The organism is Undibacterium sp. Ji83W (assembly GCF_049340385.1).
GTDB lineage: Bacteria > Pseudomonadota > Gammaproteobacteria > Burkholderiales > Burkholderiaceae_D > Undibacterium.
This window is the reverse complement of the sequence record NZ_JBMPOZ010000011.1, coordinates 86,337-110,255: the sequence shown is the minus strand read 5'-3', so window position 1 is coordinate 110,255 and position 23,919 is coordinate 86,337. Positions and strand designations below refer to the sequence as shown.

General features: G+C 51.3%; 16 protein-coding genes. 9 read left to right on the top strand and 7 right to left on the bottom strand.

Annotation, left to right across the window (positions count from 1 at the left end; translation table 11 throughout):
• The first annotated feature begins 1 nt into the window (after nt 1).
• The 3 genes from ACO0LD_RS18570 to ACO0LD_RS18560 are packed head-to-tail and all read left to right on the top strand — an operon-like array spanning nt 2 to nt 5,502.
• Complete coding sequence (locus ACO0LD_RS18570; protein ID WP_423009477.1) at nt 2-1,777, top strand: GGDEF/EAL domain-containing response regulator; 1,776 nt, start codon at nt 2-4, stop codon at nt 1,775-1,777.
• A complete protein-coding gene (locus tag ACO0LD_RS18565; RefSeq protein WP_423009475.1) occupies nt 1,755-3,995 on the top strand; it encodes a PAS domain-containing sensor histidine kinase in 2,241 nt (746 codons plus the stop codon). Before ACO0LD_RS18570 ends, ACO0LD_RS18565 begins: the two co-directional genes overlap by 23 nt.
• A 4-nt stretch (nt 3,996-3,999) precedes the next feature.
• Nucleotides 4,000-5,502, top strand: a complete 1,503-nt coding sequence (locus ACO0LD_RS18560) for a sensor histidine kinase (protein WP_423009473.1) — start codon at nt 4,000-4,002, stop codon at nt 5,500-5,502.
• Nucleotides 5,503-6,041: 539 nt separating this feature from the next.
• On the opposite strand, the gene ACO0LD_RS18555 is transcribed toward ACO0LD_RS18560, so the two are convergent.
• A complete protein-coding gene (locus ACO0LD_RS18555; protein WP_423009471.1) occupies nt 6,042-7,646 on the bottom strand; it encodes a M64 family metallopeptidase in 1,605 nt (534 codons plus the stop codon).
• Between the two features lie 403 nt (nt 7,647-8,049).
• Here ACO0LD_RS18555 and ACO0LD_RS18550 point away from each other — a divergent pair, with 403 nt between their 5' ends.
• The 4 genes from ACO0LD_RS18550 to ACO0LD_RS18535 all read left to right on the top strand — a co-directional run bounded on the left by ACO0LD_RS18550 (nt 8,050) and on the right by ACO0LD_RS18535 (nt 11,298).
• Nucleotides 8,050-8,586 (top strand): hypothetical protein, encoded by a 537-nt coding sequence (locus ACO0LD_RS18550; protein WP_423009469.1) that lies wholly within the window; start codon nt 8,050-8,052, stop codon nt 8,584-8,586.
• A 60-nt stretch (nt 8,587-8,646) separates the two neighbouring features.
• The gene (locus ACO0LD_RS18545) at nt 8,647-9,348 is read left to right on the top strand and encodes an alpha/beta fold hydrolase (RefSeq protein WP_423009467.1); all 702 of its coding nucleotides are present in this window, start codon (nt 8,647-8,649) and stop codon (nt 9,346-9,348) included.
• A complete protein-coding gene (locus tag ACO0LD_RS18540; RefSeq protein WP_423009465.1) occupies nt 9,341-9,865 on the top strand; it encodes a hypothetical protein in 525 nt (174 codons plus the stop codon). The genes ACO0LD_RS18545 and ACO0LD_RS18540 overlap by 8 nt, the downstream gene beginning before the upstream one ends.
• Before the next feature lie 521 nt (nt 9,866-10,386).
• On the top strand, nt 10,387-11,298 hold the full coding sequence (locus ACO0LD_RS18535) for a TonB family protein (protein WP_423009463.1): 912 nt from the start codon (nt 10,387-10,389) through the stop codon (nt 11,296-11,298).
• A 615-nt stretch (nt 11,299-11,913) separates the two neighbouring features.
• On the opposite strand, the gene ACO0LD_RS18530 is transcribed toward ACO0LD_RS18535, so the two are convergent.
• From ACO0LD_RS18530 to ACO0LD_RS18520, 3 genes are all read right to left on the bottom strand, one after another.
• Nucleotides 11,914-12,669, bottom strand: a complete 756-nt coding sequence (locus tag ACO0LD_RS18530) for a hypothetical protein (RefSeq protein ID WP_423009461.1) — start codon at nt 12,667-12,669, stop codon at nt 11,914-11,916.
• A gap of 73 nt (nt 12,670-12,742) precedes the next feature.
• Nucleotides 12,743-13,189, bottom strand: coding sequence for a hypothetical protein (locus tag ACO0LD_RS18525; protein ID WP_423009459.1), 447 nt, complete (start codon nt 13,187-13,189; stop codon nt 12,743-12,745).
• Between the two features lie 447 nt (nt 13,190-13,636).
• Complete coding sequence (locus tag ACO0LD_RS18520) at nt 13,637-15,976, bottom strand: putative bifunctional diguanylate cyclase/phosphodiesterase (RefSeq protein ID WP_423009455.1); 2,340 nt, start codon at nt 15,974-15,976, stop codon at nt 13,637-13,639.
• A 360-nt stretch (nt 15,977-16,336) separates the two neighbouring features.
• Here ACO0LD_RS18520 and ACO0LD_RS18515 point away from each other — a divergent pair, with 360 nt between their 5' ends.
• Nucleotides 16,337-17,680, top strand: a complete 1,344-nt coding sequence (locus ACO0LD_RS18515; protein WP_423009453.1) for a S41 family peptidase — start codon at nt 16,337-16,339, stop codon at nt 17,678-17,680.
• Nucleotides 17,681-17,738: 58 nt separating this feature from the next.
• Here ACO0LD_RS18515 and ACO0LD_RS18510 read toward each other — a convergent pair whose 3' ends face one another.
• Nucleotides 17,739-18,959: a Fic family protein gene (locus tag ACO0LD_RS18510; protein WP_423009451.1), complete on the bottom strand. Its 1,221-nt coding sequence runs from the start codon at nt 18,957-18,959 to the stop codon at nt 17,739-17,741.
• A gap of 379 nt (nt 18,960-19,338) precedes the next feature.
• Nucleotides 19,339-21,414 (bottom strand): elongation factor G, encoded by a 2,076-nt coding sequence (gene fusA, locus ACO0LD_RS18505; RefSeq protein WP_423009449.1) that lies wholly within the window; start codon nt 21,412-21,414, stop codon nt 19,339-19,341.
• A gap of 712 nt (nt 21,415-22,126) precedes the next feature.
• On the opposite strand from fusA, the gene ACO0LD_RS18500 reads away from it, so the two are divergent.
• Nucleotides 22,127-22,630, top strand: a complete 504-nt coding sequence (locus tag ACO0LD_RS18500; RefSeq protein ID WP_423009447.1) for a DUF2059 domain-containing protein — start codon at nt 22,127-22,129, stop codon at nt 22,628-22,630.
• 73 nt (nt 22,631-22,703) lie between these two features.
• Here the strand turns inward: ACO0LD_RS18500 and ACO0LD_RS18495 are convergent, their stop codons facing one another.
• The gene (locus tag ACO0LD_RS18495; RefSeq protein WP_423009445.1) at nt 22,704-23,894 is read right to left on the bottom strand and encodes an MFS transporter; all 1,191 of its coding nucleotides are present in this window, start codon (nt 23,892-23,894) and stop codon (nt 22,704-22,706) included.
• Nucleotides 23,895-23,919: the final 25 nt, after the last annotated feature.

Here is a 23,919-nt window from a genome sequence, read left to right as displayed (position 1 = left end):
CATGATGCTGACCGCGCCACCGCAAACTTCTACGCTCGATATCCTCATCATTGATGATGATGAAATCGACAGGCGCAATGTTATCCGTGCGCTGAAACAGGTTTCTGTCAGCGTCAAAATCGTTGAAGCCAATAATGCCCTGGATGGTTTACTGAAAGCCAAGGAGACTCTGTTTGACGTTATCTTGCTCGACTACCGCCTGCCTGACCGTGACGGCATCGAAGTATTAAAAAGTCTGCGTCTGGATAAAACCCATCACGCTGCCATCATCATGCTGACGCACCAGGAAGACGTGAGCCTGGCCGAGCAAGCCATAGAAGCCGGTGCGCAAGATTTTTTGCTGAAAGAAGAAGTCAATGCACGCCGCCTGATGCGTGCGGTGCACCAGGCACGCCACCGCCACAAGCTCGAATCTGAACTCAGCCGCAGTTATAACCAGCTGCGCGAACTGGCTGAACATGATGCACTCACTGGTCTTGCCAACCGCTATGATTTTGAACGGGCGCTGGCCTTTGCCGTCAGCCGCGCCAAGCGTGAAAACCTGCATGGCAAGATGGCGGTGCTGCTGCTTGACCTTGATCGTTTCAAGAATGTGAATGACACCTATGGCCATGCGATAGGTGACCAGTTGCTCATCAAGGTGGCGCGCCGCCTGGGCACCACCACGCGCGGCAGCGACTTGCTGGCGCGCCTGGGTGGGGATGAGTTTGTGGTGCTGGTGCAGGACATGGACAGGGTTGATCAGGCGATTTTGCTGGCCACCCGCATTGTTGAAGCATTCAAAAAACCTATCGTGCTGGATGGCATCGAATGGCATGTCACCATGAGCATAGGCATTGCCGTGTTTGGTTCTTGCGCCAATGATGCGACTGAGTTGATGAAGTGTGCCGACATTGCCATGTACCGCGCCAAGCAAGAGGGCCGCAACCAGAGCCATTTTTATTCTGACCAGTTGCACCAGGCGGTGCGCCATCGCATGTACCTGGAACGTGATTTGCGCCATGCCCTGCGCAACGAGCAGTTGCAAGTGTATTACCAGGCCAAGATCAATCCCTTTGATGGTCGCATAGGTGGCATGGAAGCGCTGCTGCGCTGGCACCACCCGGTAGAAGGCGTGCTGACGCCCGGCATTTTCTTGCCCATGGCAGAAGAGTTGGGCCTGATGTTTGAAATAGACCAGTGGGTCATGCGCACGGCCTGTGCGCAGTTGCAGGAATGGCGTTCGCTGCCGTTCCTCCATGCGCAAGACCTGACGATGGCGGTGAATGTATCAGCCATACAATTGCAGGGTGATAACCTGATCTATACCGTGGACGAAGCCTTGCGCACCAGTGGCCTGGACCCACGTTACCTGGAGCTGGAAATCACCGAGAATGCCCTGATCCGTGACCCTGGCCATGTTGCCGCGATCTTGCACAAGCTGGTCGGGCGCGGGGTCAAACTGTCGCTGGATGATTTTGGTACTGGCTATTCATCTTTCGGGCATTTGAAGTTATTCCCTATCCATGTGCTGAAGATAGACCAGAGTTTTGTCGCCGGTGTTGGCAAGGGTGAGTCGCAAGAACGGCTGTTGTCTGCCATGATCGCCTTTGCCCAGACCATGGAATTGTCGCTGGTGGCCGAGGGTGTAGAGACTGAGCGGCAGGCACAGTTCTGTGCTGAACGTGGTTGTGAACTGTTGCAGGGTTACTTGTATTCGCGCCCTATTCCATCGAGTGAATTTGAAGACCGCTACCTGACCGGAAGCTTCCGCCATGACCCAATCGGACCGCAATGAAGCAGATAGTAATCTCAAGTCGGGGCACAAGTCAGAGCGCGTCAATGAACAACATGCCTTGCTGGCGGCCATCGTCGCCTCAGCCGACGATGCCATCATAGGCAGCGACCTCAGCGGCAACATCCTCAGTTGGAACCATGCGGCAGAAATCCTGTTTGGCTATAGCGCCACGGCGATTTACCAGCGTCCGTTCGCCAGCCTCTTCCCCGCCGGGCAATTACCTGACCATCTCTCGCTCATCAAGCTCTTGCAGCAAGGTGCCTCGATAGGTCATTTTGAAACCATGCGGCGCTGCCAGGATGGTACAGAATTGCCGGTAGCACTGACCATCTCTGCCATGCGTGACGAGGGCGACAATATCATCGGCCTGTCGCTGATTGCGCGCGATTTTAGCGTGGGTTACCGCATGGCTGCCCGTCTGACACAAAGCGAGCGCCATTTCCGCCAGGTGGTGGATGCGGCACCCAATGCCATGGTGATGATAGACCGCCGTGGCCTCATCGAAATGGTGAATTCGCAGACCGAGACCATCTTTGGTTATACCCGCTCTGAGCTGCTGGGCAAGCCGCTGGAAATTTTGATCCCATCACGCTTTCAGCGCCACCACCCCAGCCTGCGCACCGGGTACTTTGCCAACCCTGTCAGCCGCGTCATGGGACGCGGGAGTGAACTATTTGCCCTACGCAAGGATGGTACAGAATTCCCGGTAGAGATAGGCCTTAACCCGATAGAAACTGCCGATGGCATCAAGGTCTTGTCGGCGATTGTGGACATCACGGAACGCAAACGCCAGGAAGAACGCTTCCGCCTCGTGGTAGAAGCTGCGCCGAATGCCATGGTGATGATAGACAGCCAGGGCATCATAGAAATGGTGAATGCCCAGACCGAACAAATCTTTGGTTACGAGCGTGAAGAATTGCTGGGCCAGGCCATGGAGATCTTGATACCCGCGCGCTTCAGGGCGCATCACCCCGGTTTGCGTACCGACTTCTTTATGCACCCCAGCAGTCGTACCATGGGTACCGGTCGCGACCTGTTTGGCTTGCGCAAAGACGGCACAGAATTCCCAGTAGAAATAGGCTTGAACCCGATTGAAACCGCCGATGGCCTCAAGGTCTTGTCTGCCATTGTCGATATCAGCGAACGCAAGCGCCAGGAAGAACGCTTCCGTCTCGTGGTGGAAGCTGCGCCCAATGCCATGGTCATGATAGACAGCCGTGGCATGATAGAAATGGTGAATGCGCAGACTGAACACCTGTTTGGTTACCAGCGCGCAGAATTGCTGGGCCAGCCTATGGAAGTGCTGATCCCTGCACGCTTTCGCCCGCAGCACCCGGACTTGCGTGCCCATTATTTTTCCAGCCCCAGCACCCGCGCCATGGGCACAGGCCGCGACCTGTTTGGCCTGCGCAAGGACGGTAGTGAATTCCAGATAGAGATAGGCCTGAACCCCATACAAACTGCGGATGGTTTGAAAGTACTGTCTGCGATCGTCGATATCTCGGAACGCAAACGCTTCACCGATGAGCTGTCAAGGCGTAATCAGGAGTTGAACAATTTTGCCTATGTCGCCTCGCATGATCTCAAGTCACCCCTGCGTGGTGTTGATCAACTGGCTACCTGGCTGACAGAAGACCTGGCTGGCAAGATCGATGACGAAACCAATGAACACCTGCGCCTGATGCGCGTACGTATCAAACGCATGGAAAGGTTGCTCGATGATTTGCTGCTCTACTTCCGCGCCGGACAACTGGGCGGTTCGGTAGAGCACATCGACTTTGCCGACCTGGTACGCGATGTGTTTGACCTGTGCTGCCCTGACCAGTCTTTCAGGCTGGAGTTGCAAGGCGATTTCCCGCGCTGCCATACCCACAAAGTACCGCTGGAACTGGTGTTCCGCAACCTCATCAGCAATGCCATCAAACATCATGATACCAAACGCGGTTGCATCGCCATCCACTCTATCCCGAATGAACAGTGGCTGGAATTTGCAGTCTGTGATGATGGCCCCGGCATCGCGGCAGAACACAATGACCGGGTGTTCGCCATGTTCCAGACCCTGCGCCCGCGTGATGAAGTCGAGGGCAGCGGCATGGGCCTGGCCATCATCAAAAAAACCATAGAGTCACTGGGTGGCAACATCAAACTGAGCGCCAACCAGCCACGCGGCGCCATGTTCAAATTCACCTGGCCGCGCAATACGGCAGAGGCGCTTTAAAATTATGGCAAATACCAACACAAATACAAACACAGATACCAGCGCAGATACCGGCAACCACGATGCTCCGCTTACATTATTAGCCGCGATTGTCAATTCATCCGACGATGCCATCATAGGTAGCGACCTGAATGGCCGCATCATCACTTGGAACAATGCAGCCAGCGGGCTGTTCGGGCATGTGCGTGATGTCATCCTCGGCCAGCCGTTTGAATCGCTCTTCCCTGCCGGGCAATTACCTGATCATGTCACCCTGGCACAGCTACTGCAGCAAAACAGCGCCATAGGCCAGTTTGAGACCATGGGCAGGCGAGCCGATGGCAGCGAGGTACCGGTGTCACTGACCATCTCTGCCATACGCGATGCCAGCGGCAATATCTTTGGCCTGTCGCTCAGTGCACGCGACTTCAGCAATGGTTACAAGATGGCCGCCCGCCTGACGCAAAGCGAACGACATTTTCGGCAGGTCGTGAATGCCGCCCCCAATGCCATGATACTGGTGGGCAGCAACGGCTTGATAGAAATGGCGAATGGCCGTGCCGAACAACTGTTTGGCTACACCCGCGCAGAACTCATGGGCCAGCCGCTGGATATGCTGGTGCCCGAGCGTTTTCGTGAACCAGATCCCGGCCTGCCCGCCACTTGCTTTGCCCAGCAAGAAGCCGCCACCACCAGCAAGGCCAGTGAGCTATATGCCCTGCGCAAGGACGGCACAGAATTCCCGGTCGAAGTCGGCCTCAATCCCATCGACACTGCTGATGGCGTCAAGACCCTGTCAGCCATAGTCGATATGTCTGAACGCAAGCGCTTTACCGACGAACTATCGCGCCGCAATCAGGAACTGAAAGATTTTGCCTATGTCGCTTCGCATGATTTAAAAGCCCCTCTACGCGGCGTCAACCAGCTGGCGACCTGGATCACAGAAGACCTGGAAGGCCAGATCAATGAAGAAACCAGCGAACACCTGCACCTCATGCGTGTGCGCATCACCCGCATGGAAAAACTGCTGGACGACCTGCTGCTCTACTTCCGCGCCGACAACCTGGGCGGCAGCACAGAATGCATAGACTTTGCCGAGATGGCGCGCGATGTCTTTGAGCTGTGCTGCAGTGACGCCTCGTATGCACTGGAACTGCAAGGCAGCTTCCCGCAAGCTGACACCCACAAAGTCGCCCTGGAACTGGTCTTGCGCAACCTCATCAACAATGCCATCAAACACCACGACAAAGCCAGTGGCCACATCATCGTGCGCTCGCTGCCTTCCCCTGATGACCAGTTTTACCTCTTCGAAGTCGCCGACGACGGCGCTGGCATCGCCCCAGAACATTATGAACGCGTGTTCGCCATGTTCCAGACCCTGCGCCCCCGCGACGAAGTAGAAGGCAGCGGCATGGGCCTGGCCGTCATCAAGAAAACCATAGAGTCGCTAGGTGGCAGCATCAGCCTTGCTGCCAACCAGCCACGCGGGGCGGCGTTCAGGTTTAGCTGGCCGCGGGTGGTGGGATAGCCTGGCTGCTATGACTCTGGATTTTTTTTGGCGAGCCGAGTTGAATCCAGCCTGGCTGACGCAACTCAATCACCATTAGCTTAGTTAACGTCGCTCCAGCGCAGGCTGGAGGCTACCGGGCTGGCGCTCCAGCGGCGTTCGTTGATCGACGAAGAGACTTCGCAAATCTGAATATTCATAGCAAACAAAGTGCGGTGCATCAAAGCACACGAAAAAAATGCGATGGATTCCTGCCTGCGCAGGAATGACGATTGAAAAATATCCAGATAAACAAATCACTCGGTTTGCACAAGCAAGAATTAGACGAGGCGACAATATTCGCAAGCTGCGATATGTCGCGCGTCTGCGTAACGAACATTACTTGGAGTTAGTCTTTTCTTCCTCCGTGTGCCTCTGTGTCTCAGTGTCTCTGTGGTGAGATTTTTGGTCTTGCTTTCACCAATTAATGGAGCATTACAACGCAGTACTTCACCGCACTTGTCTGTCTATCCAATGCAAGGCGCTTTGCCCGACAAAAGCACAAAACGCCCGTACAGCCACTACTTGGGAGGAAAGGTATAAGTCACCGTGTAATTCCCGACACCAGAATACGATTTAACCTGCACATAGTAGTAACCTGCAGCTCCTGCATAGCTGATAGATTCAGTCGAAGCACTGCCCTCGCTGCTGGCTACCTTGACCCAGGCGCTGCCCGAATATTTGTACAGGTACAGGTCAAAGTCGGTGCCCGCCGGGCCGTTCAACTGTACGCTATACGTGCCATTGCCTGCCTGGATATAACCGGGTGATGCACTGGGTGCATTGGCCGTCGCACCGTTAGTCAGACTGCCGGTCTGGGTTACCGGGCCGCCTGTAACTGGTGCATACGAGGCAAACACAGTCCTGGCCAAGCCTTCATTGACTGCATGCCATGGATAGCCAAGCGTGCGCATGCGCGAGTTTTCTGTTGGACGGTATTTCCCGGTCTGGCAATATTGCGCGCCCTGGAAAGTGCCAACCGTTCCATTGGGATATTGCCCCAGGCCAGTCGGCACGGCGGTTGTGGATGCGATCAGCCGCCCCCATTTGACATTGCGCGTGCCGTTCAGCGAGACATCACCTGAAGTGGGTTCTGCACTCAGGCTGCAGGTGCCGTAGTCATATTCATCGGCCAGGGCAAAGGCGGTGTGGCCTATCTCATGCAGGGCAATTTCCACTGACTGGGCATGCATGGACAAGGTGCCGATCTCGCCACCAGAGCCGCCATAACGCGTGGAATTGGACACGACGACAATCACATCACGCTGGTCAGGTGCCAACACTGAACCGACGATGTTGTACACCTTGGTTGAGTTGACGCAGAGCAGGCGATCGATGTTATAGCAATAGAAGCTGCCGTCCATGGCGGTGTCGCGGTAGATGCCCTTGTCCGGTTCGTCCGCTCCCGATTGATTACTGGCGACATCGACGCGATGTACGTTCATGCTGGCGCGGTTGGCAGAAAACAAGGGGTCGGCCATGAAGCCATCGATCACCTTCTGCGCATCTGTGTGCCATTTATCCATCTCGGCAGCCGTGTAGCCATCACCGACAAAGACGACATCCATGTGCGCATTGGCCGGGCCGTTATTGATGATGGTCGTGACGGTGGCTGCGGGCGGCGGGGCCTGCAGGCGTGCCGCCTGGTTACTACGCACCATTTTCTCCAGCGATGCACGGTTGAATACCGTCAACTGCGGAGGCACAGGTGCCAGGCGTGAATCGACTGCGGTTTGCTGCTGGATTTCTATGCTGGCGATCTTCTCATCAAACGGCAGCGACACTTCAAAGACACCGTCGCTCTGCCTGACTTGCTGCGAGATGTCGATGGCACCGGTTTTTGGGTCGAACACTTCAACATGACGCTGCTGGGCGTTACGCACCAGCACTTCATGGATGATACTTCCCTGTGCGTTTTTTGCGATGACACGCCATTGATCGCCCTGGCCGCTATCTGGCTTACTCGGCGTCAGGGAAAAGTCGCCCAACTCGGCATGCACAGGCGTGAAGCTGGTGCCCTGCCGACCATCGCTATAAGCGAAGCGCAAAGATATATTCCCGGCATGCGCACTGATGTGAAGCAAGCTGATTGCAACGAACATAAAAATAATTTTTAGTGAATTCATACTGTCTCCGAATAAAATTAGATGAATGTCTGAACTGTCGATGCTGATGATGGTGGTGCTGAGCTGCTGATGCTACGGACAACGGATGACCCTTCCCCCTATGTTAGAGAACTGTTGATGGAAGATGCTATTGAGGTGGACGCTGCGAGAAACGCTGGCAGCTGGAGATCAGTATAGTAAAATAAATATATTAAACAAATATTAATGTAAGCAAATGTGAGCAAGCTGGCGGGATGCAGGCGAACAAGAGCCAGGCGATTTCTGATGCTGTCGATATTCACGGTACCAGATGCGGCAGACCAGCCACGCAATACCTGCACGGCTCAAGGAGATCAGACGGCTGCTCCCTGCCTTGCGGACTGTTATGTCACAATAGCTGGTCAATCCAAGTCCTATAGCCTGCATGAACCGCATCACACGCTCTGATCTCTATTTGTTCCTGATACTGCTGTTGACCAGCCCTGTCACTGTGCCATGTGCACTGATCTGCCTCATGCTGTTTGGTCTTTTCTGGCTGCTGAGCCTGCTAAAGATAGAATTGATAAACGGTTTATTATTCATCTCGTTCATGGTGATAGGGTATCCATTTATTATCGTATTGCAGCTAAGTACTGGCGCACTGTATCACCTGCTGCGCGCACGTCCGCAAATCAACGATACCGGTTTCACTTTCCATCGCAGCTTTAAAAAAGTGACGGTCTTGTGGACTAGCATCAAGTTCATTCGCGAGGTCTGGGCGCCACCGATGGGGACGGCATATCAATTCCACTTCCATGAAGGCCAGCAGCTACAAATAACCGTCACTGACGAAAGCACGCCTGTCATGGAAGAAGCAAAGAAGCTGGGTATTCCATTTGAGCAGGACAATGTCAGCAAAACCTGGCATGACAAGAAGCGTGCAGCACACCTGCACCCCACGGGCAAGCCAGACCCGGGCTAAGCCTCGTCCGCTATACTGCGACAAACTCATCTTTTTTGCGAAAACCAATACCGCGATAGCATGGATCAACTCCCGATTATCTTCTTCCCTGGTATCAACGGCGATGCACGCATATTTGCTGAACAGGTAAAAGCCTTCCCCACCTTAAGGGTCGCTCACTGGCTGCCGCCAACCAGCTCAGAAAGCATGGCGGCCTATGCACAGCGCATGGCGCGTGCCGTTGATCCGGGTGGTCCATGTTTGATAGGTGGCGCATCTTTTGGCGGCATCGTCGCACTGCAAGCCTCCCGCCATCTACAAGCGCAAGCCTGCCTGCTATTTGCGTCCAGTCGCGATGCACATGGCCTGCCCACCAGCTTGCGAATGGCAAGGCACCTGGGCAAACTGATCAATACTGACGCCATCTGGAAATGGACAATGCTGTGGCAAGATGCGGCCATCGCTACCATACCGTCGGCACGCCAGCGGCGCAAACGCCTGTCAACAGCGCAGCAGCATTTTCGTGACTGGGCCTTGTCGGCACTGCTGGGCTGGAAGCCTGCTCCTGCAGCATGCCCGATCATGCAGATACACGGCAGCAAGGATAATGTCTTTGCTGCGCGACGCAGCAAGGCAGACAGCATCATCACCGGGGCAGGACATGTGCTGACGCGTACGCATAGTGAAGAAGTCAATCAGTTCATCATAAAAACCCTTGAACATTGCAATGCGTCAGAGACTGACATCACCAGCAGGCAGGCAAACAGGTATCACCATGAATGACCGCATCACATTTTCAGATGCCATGCTTTTTCTGGCCTTGCTGCTAACCTGCCCCATATGGCTAGGTTGCATGCTCATAGTGTGGGTATTCGCCTGCGTTTTCATGCATCTTCTAATAAGAATAAGCCTGCCACTGAATATCGGACCCATTTTTATTAATGCGATGACGCTCATAGGCTTGCCATTTTTTTTGCTTGGACATCTTGGGAACAATGGTTTTTTTCACCTGATACGAAAACGCCCGCAAGTCAGGCAAAACGGATTTACTTATCGCCATTGGTTTAGCTCAAGAGAAATTACCTGGGCAGAAATTGCATTCATAAAATGGACAAACTTTATACCTGATGGCGACGCATATGAATTTACCCTTATTGATGGTAGCGTATTTAGCTTCAACTCTTATGTGAAAATCCAGTATCTGCTGGAAGAAGCGCAAAAATCGGGCGTGGAATTCAGGCGTTGGGACAGATCGAATAAACCTGCGGTAAGAGACAAGATATGGGATGAGATATTGTGATCTGATTTATTGCCACATCCGATTGAATAATCTTGTATGAGCATACTTACTTGTTGAATACAGGTAGAGTAAACGTTAATCTGGAGAGATTACTTCAGATTTACTCAATATCGATTGTTGGAATAAATCCCCAAATTAGAGGCGATTAGAAGCGGAGCGTAATCGCACGAGTCATATCACCGCAAGTGCCCCTTATCGTATCACTCACCACTATCAAAGACAGGGTAAATTGACGGCGCAAGTATGCAGTTACGACTGCCTTCAGCATACTTGGGTGCTGACTATTCAGGTATGATTTGAAATTTCTCGAGGTAAGCACTGCAACAAATGACAACAGCAATTTCATATTTCCGCTGGCCTGATCTCCCCTTAGTCAAATTATCATTTGCTGAATTACGCCTCATGACTTCACAAATATGAACTCAATAAAATCAATGAAATCTTTCTTTGCTATCTGTTTGCTTTCGCTAGCATCCTTTAATACATGCCTTGCAGCCAGCAACAGCATTCTGGACGAACTCATGTTTGAGGCTACTTTACAGGCCCACTACAAGAATTACGAGGGAGCCTTAAAAGTAAACGATCTCGCACTCAAAATGGCGGAAGCCAACAAAAGTACCTACTTCACTTATCTTGGATCTATTTATGGATTCCGCTTTCATCTGCTCAAGGATTTGAAGAAGTATGACGAGGCCTATATCATGGCACTCAAGACCAAAGAAATTGATAGCACGGACCCTGCGAAAGATGGCGTGAATTATTCCATGTTACTGCGAGACATTGCTGAAATGCTAATGGAGCAAGGTAAATATGCCGCAGCAGAAAAATTTGCATTCGAAGCAGTAGAAAACCTTGAATCCAAAGGGCCTAAAGGTGAATTCCTCATGCCGGACCTTTACAGGGTATTAAGCCGTGTATATGTCAAATTGGGAAAATTAGAGCAAGCAGTGCTTGTATTGAAAAAAGCAATCGCTTTTTCAGAGCAACACGGTAAAGAAGGAACGGGACAAAAATCTGCCTCTTTAGATGAGTTGAGCAAAGTGTATCGGGCTTTGGGGTGGACAGACTTGGCAGAACTTGCCTATAAAATGAGTAATGAGGCCAAGCCGCCTATGGGGTACATTTCTGTCGTCGGGCCACAAAGCCCGAAAAATTATTCGCCCGCCACTCTTGATGGAAAATCGTGCACTCTACCCGAATATCCTCAAGAAGCCTTACAGAGGCAGTTGCGTGGTACGGTAAAATTCCGTTTCCTAATTGAAGAAAGCGGAGACATTTCTGCAAAATATATATCTATCAGCAGTGATTCTTTACTTTTAGATTCAGCGGCGCTGCAAGCATTTTCCAAGTGCAAATTTTACCCTGCCACGCAAGATGGTAAAGCAATTCGGTCATGGTATTCTGGTCAGTTCATCTGGAATTTGCCGAACTAAAGAGTCTCTGATCATAGCTTCAAGAAATCAAATACCCCTGCTCATGGAAAGGTCATCTCAGCGAAGGCTGAGATCCATCTGGGCAAAATCCGTTTGTTTGAATGACCAGCAGCCAGTGAGATGTGCCATGCGCACCGCTCCGGCAATGATCACGGATGGAGCCTCTCTTGGAAATAGAGAAGCCCCGGTCGTAGGACGCATTGCAATGCGACCTACTTTTCGGTGATGTCGCAATTCGCGGGGATACAATTAGCGGAGCTTTATCTGACGTTAATGCAGTGCGCGCTATGTTCAAACGCATGGCTTTGAACACGATGGATTCCTGCCTGCGCAGGAATGACGATAGATAGGGTTTCCAAACAAGTAGATGACACGGTTTGCCCCGGCTCAAGTATAAGAACAGGGAAAATGTGATAGATGCTTGCAGCATACAAATGTAGGCACATTACAATGCATCCTGCGTTACAGAATTAATACCCCAAGAAATCAGATAAGTCCTGCCCTTATTAAGGTCATCCCAGCGCAGGCTGGGATCCATCTGCGCAAAATCCGTTTGCATGGAATGAGCAATTGCCTGCAGGGTGTGCCATGCACCACAAAGCATATTCGCACCAGCTAATCCAGTTTCAAATAAAGGTATTTCTGGCCATTATCCGGGCTCGCGTCATAGCCCTGTTCTTGCACAATGCGGCCTGCTAGTTTAAACACTTTCTTGCGCATGTCACTATCTTGCGGTAATTCGATCACCAGATGCCCGGTATTTTCATACGGACTATCAATGCGGTCTATGTCACAGGCAAATACGCTGCCACATTGCGCATTTTGCAGAGTCGTCAGCATGCGCCTGCTCTTTGCCCTGCTCATCAAACCCAGAGTTGCTTTGGGATTATCAAACCATGCAAAGGCATCTTCCCCGCTCGTCTCAGCAATCAGATTGCCGCACCATTCGTCATGCTCCAAACCTGCTGCCACATCGGGTAATTGAACTTTCGATTCAGTTTCAGTGAGCTTGGCACCTTCTTTTAGCGCCCTGCGAAACGCCGCATCAAAATCAACAATATTCTGGTCGGCAGCGGGCATGTCAGGATAGTTTACTCTGGCTAATTCATACTTCTTCTTTGATGCCACTTTCTTCTTCACCGTATAGCTCACTATAGGCTGTGAGCAGGTGAACTCAATATTTATCATGATATCCAGGAAGCCATACCAGTGCTTCTCCCGCCACTGCTTGCCATGTCTGTCAAATTCTTTGCTTATAGATTTACCTGACGGAAGTTTCTCCATATGCTGAACATCTGTAAGGATGTCATTCTCATAGCGCCCACTGATGTGAACGCCATTGACTTCACGGTGCTCATGCCGGACTTGCATTATTACTTTCCTCATCAAAAATTATTTAACCCACCCAACAGTTTACATTGCAGAGCCTTACTGTCGATGCTGCTTATATCTGCGCCAGACGTTTTATCTCTAATAAAATCTCATTGAAATCACCGTAGATATCAATATCAGCATCAAACAATGCTTGATTTTTTGCGAGGTATTCGATTGCGGGCATTAACTCCTTCATTAGTGGAGAAATCGAAACAGGGTCGTCGCTCAGTTTGCTTTCGACTAGTCGTAAAAAACAACTTGCGGCATCTGGCGCATTACGGTTGCTCAACACAGCAGGCGATGTTACATATTGATAGTAGGCACCGATATAATATTGAAACGGAATTACTGGCATGAACCTGAGTTCTTCTGTTCGCTCGATGACCGCCCCTTGAAAAAGATGTCTAGCCTCTTCCAGGTTTTTTCCAAAAAATATTTTATACGCATATTTCTGGTCAAGGTCGCTTTTATAATCACCCCAGTCTTTTTCAGTCGGGATTTTCAGGATTTGTTTCATTTTTTAAACCGGTCTATGTTTTTGGTAGACTCATCAGTCAATTCCGTTGGCTATCATTTTGAGCTTGCTCAGGTACGAATAGTGTAACGCAATCGCGTGCAAGCGTTGCCGAAATTGACTACCCGTAGAGCGCATTGTAGTGCGCCGTATGTGAGCGACGTGCACAGCAAAGATATCTTGCCACGGCATGCTGCATTTCCATGCGCCCTACCTTACGGCAATCTCGTAGTTCGCGCAGATACGACTAGCGGAGTTTTATCTGACGTTAATGCAGTGTGCACCATGCTCGCGATGATCACGCGCATGGATATGAATATAATGGATTCCTGCCTGCGCAGGAATGACGATAAAGAGAGTATTCAAATCTCTGGCTGACACGGCTTGCGCAGACTCACCTGGAGCAATGAGGGAAATGGGGCGATCGTCTGCGAATTGCGTTAATGCGCCCTACGCACTACCGATCAATGACAATTCCAAATCCTTTCCATACACTCGTATCAACTCCTCCACAGGCTGCGGCCTGCTCAGTACAAAGCCCTGTATCAGCGTATCACCAAACTGCCGCAGAAAGGCGAGCTGGATATCTGTTTCTACGCCTTCTGCAATGACATTCAAACGCAGGTTGCGCCCCAGCTCTATGATGGTGCGGACGATGGCGCGGTCTTCACTTTGTTGTGGCAAGCCTTTGATGAAGGAGCGGTCTATCTTCATCGATGAGATGGGCAGGTTTTTTAAATGGGCGAGTGAGGAATAACCCATGCCAAAATCGTCAAGGCTGATGCCAAAGCCCAGCCGCCGCAGCGTGCTCATGATGGGGATGACGTGGTCGGGCTGGTGCATGAGCATGCTTTCTGTCAGCTCCAGGCAAAGATGATGAGGTTTGATGCCAGATTTATCGACGACGGCGCGCAATTCGTCCGGCAAGGTGCTGGAGGTGAATTCAGAGGCGGCCATGTTGACATGCACTTTCAGATTCTCAAAGCCGCAACGATGCAGGCGTGCCAGGTCGTGACAGGCACGGTGCACAACCCAGTTGCCAATCTGTATGATCAGGCGGCTTTCTTCGGCAATGGGGATAAAGGTATCGGGGCGCACAATGTCGCCATTGGCGCGACGCCAGCGTATCAGGGCTTCTATCGCATGGATCTGGCCGTTGCCTGCGAAGATGGGCTGGTATTCCAGATACAGGCCTTGTTCTGCAATGGCCTGGTGCAATTCGGTTTCCATTGTCAGGCGCTGGGCCAGGTCGGACTGTTGCACGGCCAGCGTATACGAGGTGCTGCTGGCAAAATAGCTCATGGCATTGCGGCCACTTTTTTTGATGCGGTACATGGCGGTATCGGCACCGCGCAAGAGTTCTGGCCCGGTCAGGCCATTGTCGGGGTAGATGCTGATGCCTATGCTGGCTGATACGGTAATTTCATGTCCGTTGAACATGAAGGGCAGCTGCGCCGCATGCAGCACTTGCTTGACCAGACTATCAAGCTGTTCAATAAATGGCGTGGCCGAACCATCGGGCTGGTACAGTATCGCAAATTCATCACCGCCCAGCCGCCCGATCAGTTTGCCGGGTATGGCCAGCGCCTGCACGCGTTGCGAAAAACCGCGCAAGACCACATTGCCAGCTTCATGACCAAAGGCATCATTGACGGGTTTGAAGCGATCGAGGTCAATAAAAATCAAACCAAATTCGGTGCCATTGGCGGCGCTTCTTTTACAGGCAGCATCGAGTATCTGATAAAAATGGCTGCGGTTGGCCAGCTCGGTCAGACCATCGATTTGTGCCAGCTGGCGTATGGTTTCTTGCTGTTCCAGCCTTTGTGCCGTTTGCGCGATCAGTGCGCCTATGGTGGCAGACAGGGTAGGCAATTGCGCTTCGCTCTGGCGTGTCAGGCGACTATAAAATTCCAGCACGCCGGGGCAATGGCGATAGCCTTCATCGGTGATATACGCCACCGGGAAGATATAGCCAGAACGCAGCTGGCACTGGTCCGCGCTTTTATTGCGCAAAAAATCTTCATCGCTGCTCATGTTCTCGACCCAGCGTGGCTCGCCTTGCTGCCACACCTGCCCTACCAGGCCAGTGCCCGGGCGCACTTGCATGGCCTGGCTTTCTTGCGTGAACAAACTCAGTGTTTCTTGCTGTCCATGCCAGCAATTTTGTAGCTTCAGTTGACTATCCCCAAGCGTATCAAGCTCAACAGTCCAGTACGCACCCCAGTCCCAGCCCAGGTTTTCACACACCAGCTGTATGACCTTGGTGACGGCGACTCCAATGGAATCTGCCCCCACAAACAGCCTGGTCGTTTCAAAACTCAGGCGCTCACGCATGGCGGCATGCTTGGCTGCCGTGATGTCGGTCAGTATGCCTTCGCAAATATCAGATGCACCAGATGCTGGTGCTGGCGGCAGGGATTGCAAACGCAACCAGCGCAACCCGCTGGCTTCATTGAAAATACGGAATTCATATTCCATTTGCGCCCGTCCGGCAGCCGCATTGTGCAGCATGGCATGCAGTTGCAACAAGTCGTCCATCAGTACTTTGGTAAACCCGGCCCCCAGCGCGGCATGCCAGCCAGATGCCACACCCAGCATGTTGGCCGCAACCATGGAAAACACAATCTCATCACTGCCAGCGTGATACCACCAGCGCCCAAAAGCTGCCGCCTGCTCAACCGCATCCATGCTTGCCGTTTGCACAAGCAAGGCCCGCAGTTCTGGCGTGATGCAGTGTTCTACATATTCTGGCAAGAATGAAGTATGGGACAGGGGGATGGATTCATGCATGGCGTGAAATACTTCCAGATATGCAATGGGAATATTAATAGTCAGCAATTTTTGTACCAGTCAGTTCAGCAGGAATGCTGATCTTTGGTGCGGGAAAGTTTAATCAATTGACCAAGGAAAGCAAGAGCAGGGTGAAATCACGCTTAATAAAGTGCATGCGAGAGAATATGCACCATGAATGTGCCAACTTGAAAATATAGTAAAGACATAACAGTATCAAAGGAACCCTGAAATGCGTGCTACCTATCTGTTATCATTTTAAAATCCTATTATGGAAATCTACTTCTTGCCTTTTTACCAGTATGCCGATACAAGCACCATGGCTGCATTTTGGTAGCGTCGTTTTCGTGAATCAATTCTATGAATAAAATCCTGCCATTAAGCCTATTTCTTTCCCTACTGTTCTGCTTTGCCGAAAATGTTCAGGCACAAAATCTGGCACAGCTTACGCAGGATGAAGCGACGACGAAGCGTTCTTCAGTGTCAAATCAGGAGCTTCATAAGCGCATTATAAAATCAGCGGCCTGGCTCAAATTACTTGATGTCCTCGACAAGAAATATCTTGGGGCTGTAGACGAAACAGCGCTTTCCACATTTTGCAGACTGGCACTGGAATCTGTTGACTCTCACACAGATAAAGAAGCAAGCGATTTATGCTACAAGACAGTCATTAGCTATCTATTGCCGTTAGCAGAATTTATCCCTGCGGAAAAATTTGCTGCGCTCAAGAAAAAGCCCGTTTTTTTTGGTATAGGGCTGGAACTGGGAATTCAAGATGAGTATCTGAAAGTCGGCTCTACCATTGAATCTGGTGCAGCACACCGTGAGGGCGTCATGGCAGGAGATGTGATATTAGCTCTTGATGGGGTCTCGACAAAATCACAATCTCTGGACAGCCTGGTCAGTCGCATGCGAAACACATCGGCTTCATACACCAATTTAAAGATTGCCCGACAGGGTATAGATCAAGTACTCAATTTTGATATTCCTCGCGAAGAAATTCAAATTGTAAGTTGTAAGGGGCGTCTGTTAGCTCCAGACACTGGCTACCTTAGCGCGAATCAGTTCATTGCTGAAACGCGTTCTCAGGCATTGATGGTAATCAGAAGAATGGAGAAAGAAAATCAAGGTCCATTGCGCAATCTGATCCTGGACTTGCGCGGCAATCCCGGTGGCATACTGCCTGCCATCGCTGGCATGGCTGAGCTTTTTATTCCATCCAATAAATTAGTGTTGATCATCAAAGACAAACTGGGAGAAAAGCGTGAATATCGCGCAAATGCCGAAGGATTGAGCACAAAATCCGCGTCCAAACTTGATCCCGAAGTAAAAAGTGATCTCAAACAAATTCGCTTGGTCATCTTGACCGATAAGCTCTCAGGTGGCGGCAGCGAAGCCTTGATTGCTGCCATGCGCGAACACAGGCCAGTGACACTCATGGGTGAAACAACATCTGGATCAAACAAAGTTACAGAAATTGTCGAGATCGGTAATGGTAGCGCTATTAAGCTGGCAACAGCGACACTCTATGCACCAAACGAAGTAAGCCTGTCAGAAGATGGAATTGTTCCTGATATGATGGTAGCTTCTCCCGGCCTTTCAAAAGCCGATTACGGCAATTCAAACAGCGATCCAGTTTTGCGGGCAGCACTGTTGTCAATTCAAGGAAATCGCAAAGATCAAGTTACACACAAATTGGATTAAGTATTTTCAATATGTGCGATTCTCACTGAGAGTCTGCATAAAAACTTGAGCAGCATATTTACGCTTGAGTATTTGCCTCCGCCTCTGGCCAAAGCCGTGGAAAAAGATAGCGAAACAGATGCAAAGGTGCAGCCAGTTCAACCGGGCCTTTGGGGGTTGGTGAAGTGATCACACCCAGTTTGAACAAGTCTGCAAGCACGCGGTCAGCGGTGCGATCCGCCAGGCCCATCATGTTTTTAAATTTGCTTCTTTCCAGAAATTTGACGCTACCCAAGTAAGCCAATGGCGCTGCCGCCTCCAGCTTCAAATACCTGGTTTCTTTACGGGTTGATTCGGCCGCCAGCATTTGCGCAAGACGATTTTCAAAACCGGCAATATCAAGCAAGTTATTCATGAAAGAAATCTGATCAAGGCAAACCTTGATGAAAAATTCAATAAACGCGACCAGGCCTTTTTCAGTCAAATTGCCCCTGCCATCCAGGTCACCCTGACGTACCCGGTCAGCGCTGATCAGGTGCTCATAATAACTTTCTTGCTGACGTGCCAGACCACGCATAGGCGACCATAGACCTTGCGTCAAACCCAGTGCATTCAATCCCGCATGTGTATGCAGGCGCGCAGTACGGCCATTGCCATCTAAAAAAGGATGTATCCAGGCCAGCCAGTGATGTGCCGCAAGCAAGGCAATGACCGCAGTTTCACCCGCCCGCGCATTTTGGTAAGTCTCATGCCATGCTTTCATGAACAAGTGCACAGTCACCGGATCTGGAGGAATATGCTGCCCAACGATGACCCCCACGTCACGCCACATGCCTGGCAACACCACTTGCCTGACACCATCCTCATTGAACTGAATCAGGTCTTCAGGCAAAAGTTGTGCATGCAAATGACGATGAATGGCTTGTGTTACCTCTGCTTGAAAAAAAATAGACGCGTTAAAGTCTGGATAAGTTGCTTCTGCCCAGCGCTCGGTTTCTATATGGGCAACGGCAACACGTTGCTTGCGTGCCTCATCTGGCTGGCTGGAAAAATCCTTGTTCATCGCCCTTTCTATCAATAAGGGTTCTGTGTGCTGCCCTTCTATCTTATTGGTATAAAAAGAATTCATGGGCCTCAATGTTTCCCGCAGCAAAGCACGCAAATGTGGCATGCCCTGCGCAGCAAGATCCTTGGCCTTGTTAATAAGATCAGCCGCCAGTGGCCGTAAATCATTTAATTTTGATTCACCTGGAAGCATGGGCTGCATCTGGTGAGGATTGCTGTAATGATATTTACTCATATTATTCCCATGTAAACTTTCCATGCAGCAAAACTTCATCGTCAAAATGACGCATCATATGGCGGATTATTTTACATATTTAAAATTAATAAATTTGTTTAAAAACAATGGCTTATTAAAATAATGGCGGATTATTTGGCGGATTATTTGGCGCATAGAAAGGAGGAGTATACCTTAATTTGGTGTGCAAGAGCTCAGTGGTACACTATGTGTACCACTGAGCTCTTGCACACCATAGGACGAAGTATTACGTCTATTCGAAATGCAAAGAAAAAAGCCAGGGCATCCGCCCTGGCTTCTCTCCTACTTCTATCATCCTAGCTTGCAGACAACAGGCAAACCAAACTTCAGTCCATCCCTCATCCACATTCAACACAAGCTACACAAACGACGCCTCGTTCACATCACAAGCCGCATGACGTGCATAGACTGCGCTGGCAAACGCCCTGCCCTGTGATAAAGAACGCAGGTCATTCGTGTGACCGAACAGCTTGGTCAAAGGTACATCAGCGATCACTTCAACACGGCCTGTGTTTTCTGTGATGCCCAAGACACGACCACTGCGTTTTTGCAAGTCACCGATGACATCGCCAGTGTTGATGGCAGGGGCATCGACGGTGACTTTCATGACGGGTTCGAGCAAGACCGGGTTGGCCTTGCGCAAGCCTGTCAGCACCGCTTCTTTGGCAGCAATGATGAAAGCCATTTCGTTACTGTCAACGGCATGGAAATCACCATCGAGCAAAGTGACTTTGACGCCTGTCACTTTTTGCCCCAGCGGGCCTTGTTGCATGGCCTGCTGTACACCTTTTTCAACAGCCGGGAAAAACGCCGTTGGTATCACGCCACCTTTGACGACATTGGCAAAGGCAAAATCGCCTTCATCAAGCAACTCAAGCCTGACGACAACACGGGCATACATGCCTTTGCCGCCGTTTTGCTTGTCCAGCTTGCCTTCTGCTTCGACCATAGGCAGGCCCATGGTTTCTTTGTAGGCCACATGCGGCGCGCCGACACGTATGTCCACCGCGGCTTCACGACGGGCACGTTCCAGCACCACATCCAGATGCAATTCACCCATGCCCCACAAAATGGTCTCGCCAGTTTCAACATTGTTTTCCAGGCGCAAAGACGGATCTTCACGACGGAACTTGTCCAACGCTGCCAGCATCTTGGCACGGTCAGTGCCACTGCCTGGCTCAACCGCCAACGCCACCACGGGTTCGCCAGCATGGATAGTTTCCAGCGTCCACGGTTGCGACTTGCCAGACAAGGTTTGCCCTGTCAGCGCGTCTTTCAGGTTGGCGATGGCGATGATACTGCCCGCGCCAGACTGCGTGGTACTGGTACGTTCATCCGCATGCACGACATACAGACGACCTATGCGTACAGAACTATCCAGACTGGCATTCCAGATGGTTTCACCTTCATGCAGGCTACCACCATAAATGCGTACAAACGCCAGCGAGCCATGTTCATCATGCGTCACCTTGAACACCAGCGCTGCCAGAGGATCGGCATCGCCAGTTGCCACGGTCACGCTTTCACCGTTCAATGTAGCAACGGGAGCAGCGCGGTCGTCAGGCGCAGGCAGCCAGTCAATCACGGCATCGAGCAGCGGTTCTATACCTGCGTTTTTATACGCAGAACCAGCCAGCATGGGCGTGGCTTTTCTGGCCAGCGTCAGGCTACGCAAACCTTGCAGGATTTCTGCATGGGTCAGCGTGTCGTTCGCCAGATAGGCATCCGTCAATGCATCACTCGCTTCTGCCGCAACCGAGGCTGCATAAGCATAGGCAGCCTGCGCTTGCGCCTGCAGTTCTGCGGGCAAAGCCAGCACCATCATATTACCCTTGGCATCCCATTGCAAGAAACGCTGTTGCAAGACATCGATAACACCGGTGAACTCATCCCCAGCACCAACAGGAATCGCCAGCGGCACAGGGCGCGCCCCCAGGTGCTTGCGCACTTGCTCTGTCACACGGGCAAAGTCGGCACCGGTCTGGTCCATCTTGTTGACGAAGATAATCATCGGCACGCCATGTTTCTCGGCCTGGTGCCAGACAGTCTCGGTCTGCGGTTGCACGCCAGCGACGCCGGACAAGACAGTGATGGCACCGTCAAGCACGCGCAGCGAACGTTCAACTTCAATCGCAAAGTCGATGTGGCCTGGTGTATCAATCAACGTGAACTCATGGCCGTTCCAGACGCAACGGGTCGCCGCTGCACCAATGGTGATGCCGCGTTCTTTTTCCAGTGCCATGGTGTCCATGGTGGCATTGCCTTCATGGACTTCACCAGTACGGTGGATTTCGCCGGTTTTAAACAGGATGCGTTCAGACAGCGTGGTCTTGCCAGCGTCTATATGCGCGATGATGCCAAAGTTGCGCCAATGGTTGCGCACGGGGTGAGCAGATGCCTTGTTGGAAGCGGCACGGGGTGTGGTGTTCGTCATGATGGGTCTTTCCTGAACTCATTTCATCAATAGGGATGAGATGCGTTCTGATAGCGAGCGGTCATAATTGTCTGGGGTGACAGCGCTGCGGGGCCATGCGACCACCCTCATTTCAGTGGACCCGCGCGCGTTCTACATCTGCTGACTTCATGTTATATGGCTCCTCAATGAGAGAGTGTTTGGTACCAGGTACCGTTAAAAGTGCTTACTAAAGTGGTGCTGAGTTTTTGGATATCAAGGGCAAAAACAAAACACAAAAACAAAGTACTGGAAAACAAAAAAGGCCCTTGTGGGCCTTTGTTTTAATTTCTGATTCTATCTGATCAGAGTTTCAACGGGCACACATCAGCGGCCCCGGGATGTCGCCTGACATGCCGGGAGGGCGGAGGTAAAAAAGAGTATGCTCAATGATTTCATTTTCATAGAATAATCCTGTTTTTATGAGTTGTCAAATGGGTCTTTACTGATCGAGTCATAAAAACTGCAGGCACAGAAATGCCATCCTCATAGGTAAAACCTGCGCATTTCTGCCTTAATCACCTTGCCGATAATAAAATTTAATCGATCTGATATAAACTATCAATCGCCATGATGTGACACAAATACCAAGCGTAAAATTCAGAAAATTTTTCTCTCCTGATTTTTTGATGTTGATGTGGTGCATTAAAACGTAGCTCACTTTTCAATTACCGCCCATACAAAATAATTCAACATGAAAAAACTTGCTCTTTTTCTTGCACTCGTCTTGCAAGCTCAATTTTCCTTGGCAGCCGCCCCTTCAACCGCCACGATGGAACGTTTTCTCAATGCCTATCAGTTCGAACCGATACGGGAGCAATGGGTATTTTATATAGAACGCGAAGCAAAAAGCCAAATCACAAAATTGCGCACCATGCCTGATCTGAATGAATCAGGAAAAATCGCCGTCGACAAATATGAAAACGCAGTCATGCAGGAGCTTGAGAGCAGTCTTTCCGCATCAAGTCTGAGACAACGATATGCAAATATTTTTTCCAAAGTGTTTACAGAATCTGAAATGCTGGAAATTACAAAATTCTATGAATCAGAAGTAGGGAAAACCTCCGTCAAAAAACGCTCTCAAATTGGTGCGTTGATCAAGGAAGAAATGACTTCTCTTTCAGAGTCTATCAAACGGGATCTTTCAAAAGCACAAGCAGAGCTTGAAACGTCCTTGCGCAACGCAAAAAAGAAATAATGATCTGGCATGCTGCAAGTATGCATGCACGCAAGCTGCGTTTTAAAGCACCCTGCGCCACTGTGACATCCCTCTACTCCACCCCATAAACCGCCGACACCCGCGTCCCTATCACCAGTAAAAAATGCGTGACCGCACAAGCACTCAGTATCCAGGCCAGCGGCAAATCCCCCACCAGTGCCCCCGACAGCACCAGACTTACCGGCATCAGCAGTTTGAACAGCGAGCCGGTGAGACCGGATATCCTGCCTATGTAGCGGCTGTCTGTACTTTCCTGTCGATATCCCCAGATGCAGACATTGCCGATGACGGTGCAAAAGCTGTTGATGGCCAACGCCAGCAGCAACAACGGTATGCTGTTGCCCCAGGCCAGCAAGAGCATGGAGCAGGCTTCGACGCCGAGTTCCAGCGCCAGCAGGCGGCCCAGGCCAAAGTGGTGGCGCAGGCGGCTGGCGAGCAGGCCGCCGATGACGCCGCCTATGCCTGCCACGCCATACATGAGGCCCACTTCGGCTGCGCCCAGTTGCAACTGGTCACGTGCGCGGAACAGGAAGAGTACATCCACCACACCTGCGCTGCCATTGATGATGACCACCAGCCATGCCAGATGCCACAGGGGTTTGTTGGCGACCAGCACGCGCCAGCCGTCGCGCCATTCATTCCAGAAGCCATCTGCATCGGGCTTGCGCACCGGCAGTTGCAAATCCCTGAGCAACCAGGCGGCCAGCAGCATCGCCAGCATGGGCAACCACAGGCCCAGGTCCATGCGCATGGAAATAACGGCACCAGCCAGTGCCGGGCCGAGTATGCTGAAAACCTGGCTTAACACCGTCAAATGGCCAGTGGCAGGCAAGAGCAATTGTTCTGGCAGCATTTCCTTCAACATGCCCATGCGGCAGATCGCATACAGGTAATGCAGGGTCATCAGCAAGAAGGCGGTGATAAAGAAAAATGACAAGGCCCGCGCACCGTTCTCCAGCAACACCGCCTGCATGCCGGTCAGCACGACGATGCCGACGATGGCAAAGCGAGCCCAGCGGCCACGGTCTATGCGGTCTACCCAGACGCCGATGAACATCGCCAGAAACAGGTTGGGCAGCAATTCAACCGCACGCATGCCTGTCATGACACCTGCAGATTGTGTCAACTGGTAGAGTATCAACGGCATGGCGAGCTGGTAGATTTGCGTGCCCAATGAAAAGCTGATGGTCGATGCATACAAGCGGCGAAAACTGGCGTGCTGCCAAAGCGAGGGTGTGGACATGGAAATATGCAAGCAAAATTAGATA